Genomic DNA, 15,829 nt, shown 5'->3' with positions numbered 1-15,829 from the left:
TTCAACTCCCATTAATTGTCTGAATAATTCGACTATTATAATTCATTCGGCATCGGGTTCGGAAGTTCCTGCAAACGGGAACAAAACATTGTATGCTTTTTCACGTTCCTCATTTGAAAGGAGTTGCGTCCACGTGTCTATCATCGCGCTCGACCATGTCACGAAACGGTTCGGTGAGACGATTGCCTTGAACGACTTTTCACTTCACGTCGAGGCCGGCGAGCTGTTCGGTTTGCTCGGACCGAACGGGGCCGGGAAGACGACCGCCATCTCCGTCATGCTGAACTTATATCCCGCCGACAGTGGCACTATTCAAATTTTTGATCAGTCGATGCCAAAGGACGAGCAGACGATTAAGCGGCGTGTCGGCATCGTACCGCAGCACGTCTCCGTGTACGACCAGCTGACGGTATTCGAGAACATTCAATTTTTCGCCGAGTTATATGGATTCAACCCTTCCGAGGCCAAACAAAAGACCGTGGCCGCCCTCGACTTTGTCGAGCTCACGCCCCATCAAAAGAAACGTCCGCCGGAACTGTCCGGGGGGCTCCTTCGTCGTCTCAACATCGCCTGCGGCATCGTCCATGAGCCGGAGCTCATCTTCATGGATGAGCCGACCGTCGCCATCGACCCGCAGTCACGCAATACCATCCTTGAGAACATCCGCGAGTTGAATCGGCGCGGGGCGACCATCATCTACACCTCCCACTATATGGAGGAAGTCGAGATGCTATGCGACCGGGTCGCCATCGTCGATGAGGGGCGGATTATCGCCGAGGGGACGCAAGACGAGCTGAAAGACCAAGTCATGACACTCGAGACGGCCCGCATCAAAGTCGACGCCCTCACCCCGGGTCTTCTCGAACGATTGGAAGCGCTCGAACGGGTGAAGAAAGTCGAATACGAGGAACCATTCCTCGACGTGTCGCTCGAGAAGGATACACCGCTCGCCCCGCTACTTGATGTCCTGCATGACGAGCGCGTCCGCTTCACCTCGATTTCGGTCGACCGTCCGTCGCTCAACACCGTCTTCCTGGCCCTGACCGGTAAGACACTAAGGGAGTGATGACGATGAGACTATGGACGTTCATCAAATATGATGTCAAACAGCAACTGCGCGACCGCTCGACCTTGTTTTGGATGCTCCTCTTCCCAATCATCCTGATTTTCGGGCTCGGAACGATGTTGTCGGCCATCTTCAACAACAACTTCTCGCTCCCGGTCACGGACGTCGCTTACGTCGAGCAATCGACGGATGACTACCGGGCGCCACTCGAGACGTTCCTCGCCGACGACGACATCCAATCATTCATCAATCTCGTCCCGTACGAGAGTATCGCCGCTGCCGAAACGGGCGTGAACGACGGTGACGCCGACGTCATCCTCCATTTGGACGGTCCCGATGTTCGTCTGTTGTACGAGGAACCATCGACCATCGAATTCGATGTCATCGAGGCCATCCTGCGGCAATATACGGACGTCGCCAATCAGCAGATTATGCTCGCCGAGGCAGGTGTCTCCGCCCCGTTCGAGGCCGAAACGTTCATCGACAGCGAGAGCGTCGATTTATCGGGCCGGACCCCGACGTCACTCGAATACTTCACCGTCACGATTTCCATCATGACGGCGCTGTTCGGTGCGTTCTATATCACCGGCATGCTCAGCGAGGAACAGCCGATGACCGGGAGTTATCTCCGCATTCAAGCCGCTCCGGTCAAACGGATCGAGTACCGCCTGGCCCGCAGCCTGAGTCGGTACACCCTCATCTTCCTGCAACTCGTGCTCGTGTTTTGGTTCAGTCACTTCGTGTATCGCAGTTTCTCGCTCGATTATGTCCATTTCGGGCTCTTATTCATCGCTTGGCTCGCCCTGGCCCTATACGGCACCGCATTCGGCTTTCTCGTGTCGAGCCTGCCCCGTCTCTCGCGCAGTACGAAAGACGCGATCGTCAACGGATTCGTCGCCATCATCATGATTCTCTCTGGCGGTTACGTCCCTGGTTTCGATCAAGTGACGTTGAGCGTGGCGCCATGGGCCCAGTACGTTTTCATGCCGATTTTCATGCGGGAAGGCATCCTTCAGGTTCTCCTGCGCGGCGGGGATTCGGCCGTGTTTTGGCAAAGCCTCGGGTGGCTCGCCTTGCATCTCCTCGTGTTCGCCGTCCTCAGTCTGTTGCTTTGGAAAGGGGTGAACCGTCGTGGTGCTATTTAGACATGTCGCCAAACGCATGCTTCGAAAAAAAGGGCTGTGGGTGTTCACGTTCGTCTCCGTATTCGGTTTCGCCTTGATTCTCTCGTTTCTCAGTTCGACGTCGACCTTGAACGCCTCAATCGGCATCCTCGACCGCGATGGCGGGACGCTCGCCGGTCGTGTGATTGAAGAGGCGGGACGGTTCGGTTCGGTGACACCGCTCGAGACGGACGAGACCGATGAGGCGTTACTGCAAGGACAAGACGTCGTCTTGACGATTCCGGACGGATTCACCGAGGCGCTCTTGAATGGCGAGACGCCGCGTCTCTCGTTCAGCGCGACTGAAGGAAGTGACGCCGCGTTGATCGAGCAGGCACTCAACTCGCATCTGTCCCGGGAGCGGCAATTGCTTGTGGCGAGCGGGTTTGACGAAGATCGGTTCACCGAACTGGCCGAGCGTGAGACGGAGAACGGCTATACGCTCTCGAGTGAACCGTTCCAACAGAGCGTGGCGACGACAGCGCGGACGCAGGCGTTCCTCGGTCTACTATCATTCGTTATGATGTCGGCCTTTCTCCAGTTCATCCCGTTGTTCGTCGCCGACGACCGGGACGAGAAGATTTACGCGCGCCTGTTCGCGGCCCCAGTCACGCCACGGCGTTACATCGGTTCGCTGTTCCTCTCGTTCTGTGCGGTCGGACTGATCTATGTGTTCATGCTGCTCGTTTTCAGTGCCGTGCTTTACCGACAAGATATCTTGACGCACCTGCCTGTCCTCACGTTGTTGTTCATCGTCTATCTGTTCGTCTGTCTCGCCATCGGGTCGCTTATCGCGATTCTTGCGACGCACCGAGAGAAGGCGAACATATGGCAGACGTCCGTGACGATGGCGGCGGCCATCACCGGCGGCGCATTCATCAGTCTGACGTGGCTTCCGGAGACGCTCCAAGTCGTCGGTCGCTTCTTGCCGACGTATTGGTTCAACTACGGGGTCGCTCAGATGTACGAGGACCGCTTCCCGCTCAACTCGGTCCTCATCTTGCTCGGGATGGCGCTCGTCATCTTTCTCGTCATCGGCTGGGCGTTGAAGAAACGACCGCTCACATGAAAAAGGAGAACCGCGATGGCTCTCCTTTTTCATGCTTTCATCACCGTTGCAACGTCGGTACGACCTTCTTGAAGAACATCTCGACGAGTTCAGGGTCGAACTGCCGGCCTGCTTCTTCTTCAATCACTGCTAGCGCTTCATCAAGCGTCTTCGCTTTCCGGTAAGGGCGTCCCGTCACCATCACGTCAAACGTGTCGGCGATCGAGATGATGCGGGCCGCGAGCGGAATCTGTTTACCGCTGATGCCTTTCGGATAACCGTTGCCGTCCCAACGCTCATGGTGGGCGAGTACGATTTCTGACAGCGGGCCGTATTCCGGCACGGTGCTCAAAATGTTATAGCTCACTTCGGGATGACGTTTGATTTCGCGCCACTCGGCCTCGGTCAACGTCCCAGGCTTGTCTAAAATCTCATTGCTGATGGCGACCTTGCCGATGTCGTGAAGCGTCGCGGCCGTGACGAGTTCGTTCACTTCAGCGCTCGTGAAGTTCATCGCCTGCCCGAGTTGTCGTGACAGCTCGGCGACACGCTGCGAGTGGGCTTCCTCGCGTGGAATCTTCTCATAGAGCGTCCGCATGATGAGTTGAATCGAGTAATGGCGACGGCTCTGCTTCTCCGATACTTTATGATGGTACATCCGGTCCTCGGCCAAGTTGAACACTTCGACGACGGAGAGAGAATCGTCATGCTTCACCGCTTCTCCGAACGACGCCGAGATTGGCAAACCTTCAATCGATTTAGCCAAGAACTGATGGCTCAAGTTATCGGACAATCGCTTCGCTTCCTCCAATGTCGTATTCGGAAGGATAATGACGAACTCGTCGCCACCAATGCGGGCGACCGTGTCCTTCCCGCGAATCTCGCGTTTGAGCATCATCGTCGCCTCAATCAATAAGCGGTCTCCGATCAGATGGCCGAACGCATCATTCGTCAGCTTCAAGCCATTGATATCTACGACAATCAAGGCGAGCGGATAATACGCCGTTTCGTCGTAAGTCATTAATGCTTCGTCAAAATAACGACGATTCTTCACGCCGGTCAATTGATCGTGATAACTCAAATATTCGATTTCCATCTCGTACTTTTTCTTTTCGGTCACGTCGCCAATATAGCCGTGCCAGAGGACATGACCTTCGTCGAGCTTCTCTGGACGCGACGATCCCAAAATCCATGTCGTTCCGCCATCTGGCGTGATGACACGGAACTCCGCGTCCCAAATCGTCAGGTTCTCATATGACGTCTCGATGCTCGCCATCACATTCGGATAGTCATCTGGATGAATTTTGGAGAAGACGAGACTCGGCTCTCGTTTCATCTGTTCGAGCGTGATGCCCGTCAAATCCTCAAATCCCCGGCTAAAGAACGGGAAGTTGAAACTACCATCGGGCAAGCGCTCGAATTGATAGATGGCACCCGGAACTTGATCCGACAGTTTCGTGAGCAACCGATCCCGTTCGGCCAGTTCTTCCTCGAGTTGCACCCGCTCGGTCACATCTTTGGCGACGGCATAAATATAGTTGCCTTGCGCTTTCGAATGCCATTCGATGGAACGATAGTCCCCGTCGATTGTCCGATATCGGTTGACGAACCGGAAGATGTCTTTCCCTTCTTCCAGCAAGGCGAACGCCTCGCCTGTCTTATCGACGTCATCGGGATGGACGAGACTCGTGAAATCCATATTCTCGAGTTCTTCGAGCGGGAAACCAAGGACACGTTCCCACGCCACGTTCAAGTGGAAAATCTCGTGTTTGGCGAGCGACATGATGCACTCCAAATCGACGGTCGCAAACCCTTCGAACATCGATTCTTTCGCATCCCCGATTTGCCGGTCCGCTTTCGTCATCTGTTCGAGGATGTGCACGATATACAACTCGACGAGACCGAGGCGGTTCGCTTGTTTGTTGCCCTGCATGACAATCGTCAAGTCCCCGTAAAACACACCGTCTTTCTCGATTTTGAAAAGGACGACTTGGCCGAGGTCGAAGATGCGCAAAATGTTTTTGATGAGCCGTCTTGGCAACACACCCTCGACGAGCGGTAAAATATCATCGAAGATGATTGGACTTTGTGCTTCCAATAACTTCAACCGTTTTGGAATCATCGGCCATTTCTTGCCGACCGGATGAAAGCCAAGCACATCGAGACTCCGTTCGAGTAGCTCATCCATCCCAGACAGCGCCACGGTCGAATACGTCTTCCCGTCATCATCCATCAAGTTGAGCGTCACGGCCTTGGCACCGGTGAAGCCTCGAATCTGATCGAGGAAGTGTTGGTTCATCAGCAGTTCACGCCCGGTCGTGACGAACCGATGCGATACGTTGACGAGTTGCTTCAACGCATTGTTCTCTTGGACGTGTGGCGTGATGTCATGGAACAACGTCGACACGTAGCCCGGTCGTTCACTGAACACGGACAGTTCATACCAGGCCTTATTGCGGCGCGAGAAGTGTTCGAACGTGATTGCTTCACCGCTATCGACGGCTCGTGCGACTTGGACGATCCACTCCCGCTCACTGTACTCAAAGTCTTTCAACTTATCGGTGATTCGTCCGCCGAGAAAGTGTTCGCGCTTCGCTTTCATGATGCGCTCGAACGCCTCGTTCACTTCATAGAACTCATAATCGACGGGCTCCCCCGCCTCATCGTAGAGCACTTTAAATTCGACGTAGCCTTGGGGCATATGGCGCAACAAGGATTGAAATTTGGTTTGGTCTAGGTCTGCCACGTCGGTCCCTCCTCTGCTTACTTCTATTATTCAGTTTACCTCATTTTTTATGAATTCCCTATATTTGCCGAATCGATTCTTATTCATTGGTTATATTACGTTTTTGTAAAGGCGCACGTCCGACGGTTGCATAAATTTCCCTAGGTTGTTACACTGATTTCGACATTCGATATCGAAAATCGATTTCAAGGAGATGATGTACGTGGAAGACCGCGTCCTTCGCAAACTGTTTCTCGGCTTCATTCATATTCACATTTTGCACCATGCGGCCGAACATCCGGTTTATGGCGCGTGGATGGTCGAAGAACTTCGGGAGCACGGCTACTCGATCAGTGCCGGCACACTCTACCCGATTTTACACACGATGGAGCAGGATGGCCTGCTCGTCCGGACAAATGAGCTCGTCGGAGGCCATATCCGTAAAAACTATACGACGACCGAGAAAGGTATCGTCGTCTTGGCGGAAGCCCGTCAAAAAGCGTATGAACTATTTAAAGAGATCAAGGAGTGACACACATGACTAACCAACGTGTAACGTTCAAGACGTTACTAGAGATTTTATTCGTCTCGACCCGGCTCGGCCTGACCTCGTTCGGCGGACCGGTCGCCCACCTCGGTTATTTCCACGAGGAATACGTCCGTCGCCGTAAGTGGATGGATGAACGCGCCTACGCCGACCTCGTCGCCCTTTGTCAATTCTTGCCGGGTCCGGCCAGCAGTCAGGTCGGCATCGGCATCGGCATCGTCCGAGGCGGGATTATCGGTGGGATCACGTCGTTCATCGGCTTCACATCACCGTCCGTCATCGCCCTCATCTTGTTCGCCTTGCTCGTCTCGGGGCTCGACGTCTCGGACGCGGGCTGGCTCTACGGCTTGAAAGTCGTCGCGGTCGCCATCGTCGCCCATGCCATTCTCGGTATGGCCGGCAAATTGACGCCGGATGCGAAGACTCGCACGATCGCGTTCTTCGCGCTCGCCGGCGTGTTGTTATGGCAAACCACTTATAGCCAAGTCCTCGTCATCTTGCTCGCCGGTCTGGCTGGATTCTTGCTTTTCAAACCGAACAACTTGGACGTCAAATCGGCTTCGTTCCCGCTCTCGAAACGACTCGGGGCGACATTGCTCGGTCTCTTCGGGGCCTTGCTCGTCATCTTGCCGATTTTGCGGGAGACGATTGAAAGTCAATCGATTGCTCTGTTCGATAGCTTCTACCGGGCCGGGGCGCTCGTCTTCGGTGGCGGTCACGTCGTCTTGCCACTCCTCGAGCGTGAGCTCGTACCGACCGGCTTCTTGAGCGAAGAAGCGTTCCTCGCTGGTTACGGGGCCGCCCAAGCTGTACCAGGACCGCTCTTCACGTTCGCGTCTTACCTCGGGACGGTTATCAATGGTGTGCCGGGAGGCCTCCTCGCGACACTCGCCATCTTCTTGCCGGCGTTCCTGTTGATTCTCGGTGCCTTGCCGTTTTGGGATGCGCTCCGTCGCAACCCGAAAGTCGCGGGCGCACTCATCGGGGTCAACGCAGCCGTCGTTGGGATTTTGATTGCAGCCTTTTATCAGCCAATCTTCACAAGTACTGTCAACGGTGCGGTCGATTTCGTCTTCGCGGCCTTCTTGTTCGCCATGATCGCGTATTGGAAGATGCCGCCGTGGGCGCTTGTCATCGTCGGTGTTATCGGTGGGATGATCATCGGTACGCTATAACATCAAAAAGGGACTTCACAATGAAGTCCCTTTTGTCATGGCCGCCATTTCCAGCGCATATAGTTGATGAACAGTTTTACGTACGCCAGTTGTTCCCGGACGACGTATTTCAGTTTCGTTGCCGGCGGCGTCTTCGCGTAGAGCGCGTCGGTCGATAGCCCAAAATACAAACGACCGACAAGCCGGGCCCGTCTGACGTGAAAGTCGTTCGTGACGATGGTCAGCCCGGGTGCACCGTCCCAAATCGAACGGCTCAACTGAAAGTTTTCCACCGTCGACGTCGACTCCGCCTCGATATGGATTCGCGACTCTTCAATACCTCGGGCCATTAATTCCCGGGCAATGACGCGTGCTTCGGCCATCCCTTCATCGGGACCTTTTCCGCCGGAAGCAATCAGTTCGACGTGCGGATACCGTTTCGCATAGGCCGCGGCCGCCTCAATCCGATAGCGCAAGGCGCGCGAGGGTTGGATGCCATTCACTTTGGCGCCGAGGACGAGGACGTACCGATACGTCCCGTCGGCGGTTCGTCGTTTCATCTCTCTCACCTGCCTACTTGTTAGTATAGCGACTTTACATCAAAAAAAGCCAATCATCATGTGGATGATTGGCAGTTTGTTAAAAGCTATCTTCGTAATCCCCGGACATCCCAGAGATCCGGTCGTTATGCATGAACAAGACGAGGTCGACATCGTTCTCTTCGACGTAGTCCGTAATATCGACTTTTCCTTCCGCGTAGCGGACGTCAATCGCCGATACCGTCCCGAACGACTCCCCGAGGAAGCCAAGCACCGGGTTAGCATACGAATCCTTCAAGACTAGCACGTGCAAGTCGTTGACCGGATCTTTCTGCTCGATGCGCAACTGTCCATAGTTGTCTTTCATGAACACTTTATAGAAATCAGCGAATCGGTTCGTCTCTTCCGCTTCCTCGCGGGCGATGACCGAATGACCGCAATCATCCCCGTTCCGGCATACCTCGGTCGTGAAACCGTCTTTTGGTTCCATCCACTCCAAGTAGTCGAGCTTCTCGACATACGGGAGAGAAATCTCACGAGCGTAAGAGCCGTAATAAGGCTGATCGATTTTGAACGTCTCCATGTCGGACGCCTCTAATTTCGGGATGTCCTCATAATCTTGTTGGAGTCGTTCAATGATTTGTTGATACCCGAGGAAGGCCCCTTGGACGTTCCAGTGGTGATCGTTATAGAAATAGATGTCTTCCATCGGCTGCTCAAAGAGTGTCTCTCCGAGGTCGATGAGCTCAAAGTCGGCTCCTTCGACCGCGTCATGGAGATTGCCACGGCTGTCTAAGTCGCCGCTGATGACGTAGTCCGGAATCATCTCATTTTGCGCCGCATGGACCGGCTTACTCGGCGCAGAGGCGAAGTAGACCGGGACATCCTGTTCTTGCATCGTGGCCCCGAACTCAGGGAACAGACGCTTCATGTTATCAAACCCGCGTACGGGCTCATCCGGACCAATCAGCACGCCATTGTCGAGGGCGAGTACCCCATTATTGATTTTTTGTTGGAAGACGTTCTTTTGGAAGCCCGCTTGCAGTCCCATCCAACGGTCACGTTGGAACACTTGGTCGCTCGTGTAGCTTTCAAACTCCTCCATATACGAACCGTCCCGCACGGCTTTGACCGTGGCTTCCGGCTGTTGCGCGAGCTGACGCCCTTCTAGCACCGATACTTCCCGATCTTGACCGAACCAGTACGTGGCCAGCCCGAGGAAAATCACTCCTAAAAAGACACCGAGCAACAGAAAATCGGCGAACCAGGATTGTTCGAGCCCTTTCGGCTTTTTCTCAATCGGCCGCGGGCTAGGTTTTCTAGAATCTAATGGCTTCTGCATCATATTGCTCCTTTCTCTTTAGAAGCGGAAGTAGATGAACGGGTTGAACGTGCTCGACACGATATATGAAATCGACAAGAAGAAGAGCACGAGCACACCGCTCACTCGGACGAGCCCGACGATTCGGCGGGTCGCCATCGTTTTCGTGTCGTCGAGTTCTTGACTCAAGAACTTCCCGACCACGATCCGTGGAATCGGCGTGGCCGCAATGATGGCGACCAAGAGTACGACCCCATATTGGACCAAGTAATAGAGCGCTTGTTGATCGAACAGCGGTCCGCCGTGAAGGCCGAACATTGTCTGCAAGTAAGCAATCGCATACGGGAAATCGTCAGCTCGGAAGAAGACCCAACCGATGATGACGACGAACAACGTGAATGAGAGCGACAGCCATGACGGCATCGCCTTCAACCATTTCCCGAGGAATGCACGTTCGAGCATGATGAATACCCCATAGTATACACCCCAGGCGATAAACGTCCAACTCGCCCCGTGCCAAATCCCAGTCAAGAACCAGACGACAGCCAAGTTGCGGTACGTCTTCCATTCGCCTTGGCGATTTCCGCCGAGCGGGATATAGACGTAGTCACGGAACCAGCTACCGAGTGACATATGCCATCTGCGCCAAAACTCCGAAACAGAACGAGAGATATACGGGTAGTTAAAGTTCTCTAAGAAGTGGAACCCGAACATACGCCCTAGCCCGATGGCCATATCTGAATAACCTGAGAAATCGAAGTAAATTTGGAGCGAATAGGCGATAATCCCGATCCAGGCGAGTGTCGTCGACATCTCTCCGGCCGGCATGCCAAAAATTTGATCGGCGACGTAGCCAGCACTGTTCGCCAAAATCATTTTCTTCCCGAGACCGATGACGAAGCGCTGAATCCCAGACACGAAGTCATCAATCGTCTCACGGCGATCGACAATCTCATCGGCGACCGTTTGATAGCGGACGATCGGTCCGGCAATCAATTGCGGGAAGAACGAAACGTACAAGGCCAAGTCAAAGATGTTGCGCTGGACTTGTCCATCTTTACGATACACGTCGATGACGTAACTCATCGCTTGGAACGTGAAGAACGAGATACCGAGCGGGAGCGGGATTTCCGGGTCATTCAACGAGAAGCCGAGGACACTGTTGACGTTCTCGACGAAGAAGCTCGCATATTTGAACACCCCAAGCATCCCGAGGTTCCCGAGCACCATGAGCGTCATCCACAGCTTGATTTTCTTTTCATGATGCCGGTCGCGGTCGACGAGCAGTCCAAAGACGTAGTTCATCGCAATCGACGCGAGCATAATCAATACAAATCGCGGTTCACCCCAGGCGTAGAAAAACAGACTCGCGACGAGCAAAATCGTGTTTTTAATGGGACGCGGTGAGATAAAGTACAAGCCGAGTACAATCGGCAAGAAATAGAATAAAAAGACGGTTGAACTAAATAGCATATCAGTTAGTCCCTTCCTACAAGATTACTCCTCAAACGAGAGGTATAAATCATCGAGTCGAATCGTCTGCGGCTCCGTCGTCTCAATCACATATTTGTAAGAGAGTTTGAAGTACTCCGCCCCTTCGACTTGAGGGATCGATTCCTCGATGTGGTTGTCGCCCGGGTTCAGCGTCAACTTGAAGCGTTTGTTCGAGACGCGTTCTTTCTTCGTATATTGCATGAAATACATCTCGAGCTTCACGGTCTTATCACTGAGCACGTGAATATGCGTATCGAGGCCAATCGTTTGGCAAGGGTCCATCTGCGCGTCCGGCAAAAACATTTGCGACGGCGGAATCTCGAATTTCAAATCGAACAGTTGCACGTAAATCGAGTCGGACTCACTCTCCGGCATGAACGTAACCTCTGTCTTATACCCTTCTTCGCGCATCCGTAAGTGATCCTTCTGGTAACCGCGCGGATAATAATGATAAATCGCAGGGCGGATTCTTTTGACTGCCATATCGTTTCCTCCGTTTTATAAGAAAAGAGTTGCCGTACGCATGTACGAGACAACTCTTATTCTTTTACATTAAGTTATTAGAAGTCGGTTGCCAAAATGGCGTCGACGATGCGACGTGATGCTTCCCCGTCACCGTATGGGTTCGAGGCTTGTGACATCAACTTGTATGCGGCTTCGTCTGAGAGGAGCTCATCGGCGAGACCGAAGATGACTTCTTCCTCGACACCAGCAAGTTTCAACGTACCAGCGGCCACGCCTTCCGGACGTTCCGTCGTGTCACGAAGGACGAGGACTGGAACACCGAGTGACGGTGCTTCTTCTTGCACGCCGCCCGAATCCGTGAGGATCAAGTGCGAGATCGATGCATAGTTGTGGAAGTCGAAGACGTCGAGCGGTTCAATCAAGTGGACACGGTCGATATCGTGCAAAATCTCGTTGGCGAGTTCGCGGACGACCGGGTTCATGTGGACCGGATACACGACTTCGATATCGTCATACTTCTCAATCAAACGGCGCACAGCACGGAACATGTTGCGCATCGGCTCGCCGAGGTTCTCGCGGCGGTGGGCCGTGAGCAAGACGAGACGGCGTCCCGATTCACGAATCGAATCGAGCAACTCGTTCGAGTAGTCCTCACGGACCGTCGTTTTGAGTGCGTCAATCGCTGTGTTGCCGGTGACGAAGATTTTGTCTTCCGGCTTGCCTTCACGAAGCAAGTTCTCTTTCGACGTTTCCGTCGGTGCGAAATGAAGGTCAGCCATGACGCCCGTGAGCTGACGGTTCATCTCTTCTGGGAACGGCGAGTACTTGTTGTACGTACGAAGACCCGCTTCGACGTGCCCGACCGCAGTTTGGTTGTAGAACGCTGCGAGCGAGGCCGCGAACGTCGTCGTCGTGTCACCATGGACGAGAACGATGTCCGGCTTCGTTTCAGCGATGACTTCGCCCATTCCTTTGAGGACGCGTGACGTCACGTCATACAACGTTTGCTTGTCTTTCATGATATCCAAATCGTAGTCTGGCTTGATTTCGAACAATTCGAGCACTTGGTCAAGCATTTGACGGTGCTGCGCCGTGACGACGACGATTGGTTCGACCCCTTCCCGTTTCTTCAATTCAAGAACGAGTGGTGCCATTTTAATCGCTTCTGGGCGTGTCCCGAAGACAGTCATTACTTTTTTCATCGATTCGCTAACTCCTCTTCTGTGAGCGGCGGCAAGATATACGTCTCGCCGAGCTCTGTAGATTCGACAACGGTTGTCCGGCGTTTCAACTTATCCGCTTTGAACGCGTCTTGCTGATCTTTCGATAAGTTACGGAACCATTTTAAAAACTTATTGTATTCACGAGCGACTTCTTCGACCGGTCCGTATTCGCGTACCTCACCGAACTCGAGCCATAGTCCGAGCGTACAGAACTGTCGGACTTGGGACACGGAGTGGCTGATGAAGAAAATCGTCTTGCCTTGATCCTTGAACTCGTTCATTTTGGCGAGACACTTGTCGGTGAACGTTTGGTCACCGACCGAGAGCGCCTCATCGATGACGAGAATGTCGGGATCGATGTTAATCGAAATCGCAAACCCGAGACGCGATTTCATCCCGCTCGAATACGTCTTGACGGGTTGATGAATGAAGTCACCGATATCGGCGAATTCGATAATTTCAGGTGTCAGCTCGGCAATCTCATGTTTCGTCATCCCGAGCATGAGCCCTTTCAATTCGATATTCTCCATTCCGGTCAAGTTCCCGTTCAGGCCAGACGAGATCGCGATGAGCGCCGTCTTGCCTTTCAGTTCGATTTGACCGTGCGTTGGCGGCATGACATCCGCGAGCAGGTTCGACATCGTCGACTTTCCTGACCCGTTGATGCCGATGATGCCGACGACTTCGCCCGGCGGCACTTCAAACGTGACGTTCCGGAGCGCATAGAATTGCTTGCCGTTCGTTTTATTGAGGAAAATCTCCTTCAACTTATCGGTCGGCTTATTGTACAACGTATAACGTTTTGACACGTTCTCAAATTTAACTTGATACATGGTAGCCTCCTCAAATGTAATCGATGAAATAACGGCGGAAGCGCATATGGATCATCGAACCAACAAAGAAGAGGACGAGCACGATCGCCCAATAGTAGAGACCATACGCCCAGTTGTTCGCGAGCCAATCAGTGCCGAGGAACATCGAACGATACCCTTCAATCAAATAATAGAGCGGATTGACTTGAAGGATGTCTGCGAGACGGCCGGTCGGAACCCAAAAAATCGGCGTCAAGTACATGAGCATTCGCATGAGCGATTGCAGTAAGTTTTGTAAGTCGCGCACGATCGTCGTCAGTGCGGATGTGATTAACGCTAGCGAGTAAAGTAAGGCAAGAGCACTGATCGCCAGGTATATGAACCATAGCGAATGGAGCCCCATCGGATAGCCGAACGCCCACATTAACACGTAGGATACCGCCACTAAAATGGCATGGCGATAAAACAACGATAACAGGACGTAAGCAGGAATCGTTGAGATTGGAAAGCTCATTTTGGAAACTAACCCAATCTTCGAATAGACAGACCGAGCCGTAGAAGTGATTGCCGCGGCAATAAAGAACCAGACGACAATCCCTGCAACGAGCCATGGCAGAAACGGCACGCCATCAATCGGCCTGCCGCTTCGAATACCAAATCCAAATACAAACCAATAGACTGCGATTTGCAGCAATGGCGTGACGAATTCCCATAAAAATCCGAGGTACTGCATTGAATAGTTGCTCTTCGTCTCATACGTCGCGAGACGCATGATCAGATACTTACTCGACTGCAGTTCTGAAAGAATAGCTTTCGCGGATTTAAACATGTGAATTCACCTTGAATCAACGTACGAGATTCGTTTCCTTTGTAAATTTGTACAAGTTGCCGTAGTTGACGACCGCGACATCTTCGCCAGCTGGCTTCACGATGTTACGCGTGTCAAAGATCATCGGACGACGCATCGCTCCGCTGAGTTCAGCGAAATCGAGTGTCTTGAACTCGTTGTGGTCGACGAGGACGAGGACGAGGTCCGCTCCAGCGATCGCTTCTTCTTTCGAGACGAGGTCGAAGCGGCTCGATGTCGACTTCTCGACGTGACCGTCATGAACCGAGATGTTCACACCGCGGTCGAGCAAGAGCTCACAGATGTCGACAGCTGGGCTTTCACGCATGTCATCGACGTTTCCTTTGTACGTCACGCCGAAGACAGCGACTTTCGCGTCTTCGATGCCCGCAACGAGCTTCTCGACGTTGTCGGCCACGTAGGCTGGCATTGAGACGTTCGTCTCACGCGACAAGTTGATGATTTTCGCGAGGTCTGGTGACTTCGCGACGATGAAGTATGGGTCGACCGCGAGGCAGTGACCACCAACGCCAGGACCTGGGCTATGCAAGTTGACGCGCGGGTGTTTGTTCGCCATTTCGATGACGTCGAGGACGTTGATATCGAGGTCGTTACACACTTTCGCGAGTTCGTTCGCGAGGGCGATGTTGACGTCACGGAACGTGTTCTCCATGAGCTTCGACATTTCAGCCGTCTTCGCGTCCGTCTTGACGATTTCGCCTTCGACGAATGTGCCGTAGACGCGTGCGCCAGCTTCCGCACATTCAGGCGTGATGCCGCCGACGATGCGGTTGTTGTGCACGAGCTCATGCAAGATTTGTCCAGGAAGGACACGCTCTGGGCAGTGAACGAGGAAGATGTCTTCGCCGACGACGAATCCAGCTTCTTCGACGAGTGGCTTGACGAAATCGTCCATCGTACGTGGCGCGATCGTCGACTCGACGATGATGACGTTGCCTTTCTCGACGAATGGAAGGACTTTACGTGTCGCGTCCAAGACGTATGTGAGGTCGCACGACTTGTGCTCGTCATCATTGTTTGGTGTCGGGACAGCGATGATGAATGCGTCCGCTTTCTCCGGTGAGAGTGACGCACGGAACTTGCCTTGCGCGACGACGTCTGCGACGACTTCGCCGAGACCTGGCTCTTCAATGTGGATTTCACCACGGTTCAATTTATCTACGACGTTTTGAGAGATGTCTACCCCAACGACGTCGACGCCATATTTAGCGAAGACTGCCGATGTCGGCAAACCAATATACCCAAGACCTACTGTACATACTTTCATTTGTAGTAACCTCCAAGTGTGTGTGTGCCCTGCGATTTCTCGGTGCGAGCATGTCCATCATTTTATTTCAGTTTCGACAATAAAACAATACTCATTATACTCTTGAACAAATCAGCCGGGCAATTACATTTTAATGA

The 15,829-nt window shown here is 53.2% G+C and carries 13 protein-coding genes and 1 pseudogene; 5 read left to right on the top strand and 9 right to left on the bottom strand.

Going from position 1 to position 15,829, the window contains the following annotated elements:
• Positions 1-133 precede the first annotated feature (133 nt).
• From KNP83_RS02600 to KNP83_RS02590, 3 genes are read left to right on the top strand one after another with little or no spacing between them, the layout of a single operon-like run.
• Positions 134-1,066, top strand: a complete 933-nt coding sequence (locus KNP83_RS02600) for an ABC transporter ATP-binding protein (protein ID WP_214760278.1) — start codon at positions 134-136, stop codon at positions 1,064-1,066.
• A gap of 5 nt (positions 1,067-1,071) precedes the next feature.
• Positions 1,072-2,211 (top strand): ABC transporter permease, encoded by a 1,140-nt coding sequence (locus tag KNP83_RS02595; protein ID WP_251139159.1) that lies wholly within the window; start codon positions 1,072-1,074, stop codon positions 2,209-2,211.
• Positions 2,198-3,298 (top strand): ABC transporter permease, encoded by a 1,101-nt coding sequence (locus KNP83_RS02590; RefSeq protein WP_214760275.1) that lies wholly within the window; start codon positions 2,198-2,200, stop codon positions 3,296-3,298. The genes KNP83_RS02595 and KNP83_RS02590 overlap by 14 nt, the downstream gene beginning before the upstream one ends.
• A gap of 40 nt (positions 3,299-3,338) precedes the next feature.
• Here KNP83_RS02590 and KNP83_RS02585 read toward each other — a convergent pair whose 3' ends face one another.
• Positions 3,339-6,023: an HD domain-containing phosphohydrolase gene (locus tag KNP83_RS02585; RefSeq protein ID WP_353048509.1), complete on the bottom strand. Its 2,685-nt coding sequence runs from the start codon at positions 6,021-6,023 to the stop codon at positions 3,339-3,341.
• Positions 6,024-6,225: 202 nt separating this feature from the next.
• Here KNP83_RS02585 and KNP83_RS02580 point away from each other — a divergent pair, with 202 nt between their 5' ends.
• The gene (locus tag KNP83_RS02580; protein WP_214760272.1) at positions 6,226-6,534 is read left to right on the top strand and encodes a PadR family transcriptional regulator; all 309 of its coding nucleotides are present in this window, start codon (positions 6,226-6,228) and stop codon (positions 6,532-6,534) included.
• Positions 6,535-6,539: 5 nt separating this feature from the next.
• On the top strand, positions 6,540-7,724 hold the full coding sequence (gene chrA / locus KNP83_RS02575; protein WP_214760270.1) for a chromate efflux transporter: 1,185 nt from the start codon (positions 6,540-6,542) through the stop codon (positions 7,722-7,724).
• A 35-nt stretch (positions 7,725-7,759) separates the two neighbouring features.
• On the opposite strand, the gene KNP83_RS02570 is transcribed toward chrA, so the two are convergent.
• From KNP83_RS02570 to KNP83_RS02535, 8 genes and pseudogenes are all read right to left on the bottom strand, one after another.
• Positions 7,760-8,263: a YdcF family protein gene (locus KNP83_RS02570; RefSeq protein WP_214760268.1), complete on the bottom strand. Its 504-nt coding sequence runs from the start codon at positions 8,261-8,263 to the stop codon at positions 7,760-7,762.
• Positions 8,264-8,342: 79 nt separating this feature from the next.
• The gene (locus KNP83_RS02565; RefSeq protein ID WP_214760266.1) at positions 8,343-9,584 is read right to left on the bottom strand and encodes a DHHW family protein; all 1,242 of its coding nucleotides are present in this window, start codon (positions 9,582-9,584) and stop codon (positions 8,343-8,345) included.
• Between the two features lie 18 nt (positions 9,585-9,602).
• Positions 9,603-11,036 (bottom strand): MBOAT family O-acyltransferase, encoded by a 1,434-nt coding sequence (locus tag KNP83_RS02560; protein ID WP_214760264.1) that lies wholly within the window; start codon positions 11,034-11,036, stop codon positions 9,603-9,605.
• Between the two features lie 24 nt (positions 11,037-11,060).
• The gene (locus KNP83_RS02555) at positions 11,061-11,540 is read right to left on the bottom strand and encodes a hypothetical protein (protein ID WP_021066436.1); all 480 of its coding nucleotides are present in this window, start codon (positions 11,538-11,540) and stop codon (positions 11,061-11,063) included.
• A gap of 77 nt (positions 11,541-11,617) precedes the next feature.
• A complete protein-coding gene (wecB, locus tag KNP83_RS02550; RefSeq protein WP_214751578.1) occupies positions 11,618-12,724 on the bottom strand; it encodes a non-hydrolyzing UDP-N-acetylglucosamine 2-epimerase in 1,107 nt (368 codons plus the stop codon).
• An 80-nt stretch (positions 12,725-12,804) separates the two neighbouring features.
• Positions 12,805-13,578, bottom strand: a pseudogene (tagH, locus tag KNP83_RS02545) (teichoic acids export ABC transporter ATP-binding subunit TagH); the annotation flags it as partial.
• A gap of 10 nt (positions 13,579-13,588) precedes the next feature.
• Positions 13,589-14,386 (bottom strand): ABC transporter permease, encoded by a 798-nt coding sequence (locus KNP83_RS02540; RefSeq protein ID WP_034778846.1) that lies wholly within the window; start codon positions 14,384-14,386, stop codon positions 13,589-13,591.
• A 16-nt stretch (positions 14,387-14,402) separates the two neighbouring features.
• On the bottom strand, positions 14,403-15,692 hold the full coding sequence (locus KNP83_RS02535; protein ID WP_214760260.1) for a nucleotide sugar dehydrogenase: 1,290 nt from the start codon (positions 15,690-15,692) through the stop codon (positions 14,403-14,405).
• Between the last annotated feature and the right edge of the window lie 137 nt (positions 15,693-15,829).

The sequence above is a fragment of the Exiguobacterium sp. s146 genome, assembly GCF_018618415.1.
GTDB lineage: Bacteria > Bacillota > Bacilli > Exiguobacteriales > Exiguobacteriaceae > Exiguobacterium.
The sequence above is the reverse complement of the archived record's forward strand: the minus strand, read 5'-3'. Positions and strand labels throughout refer to the sequence as shown.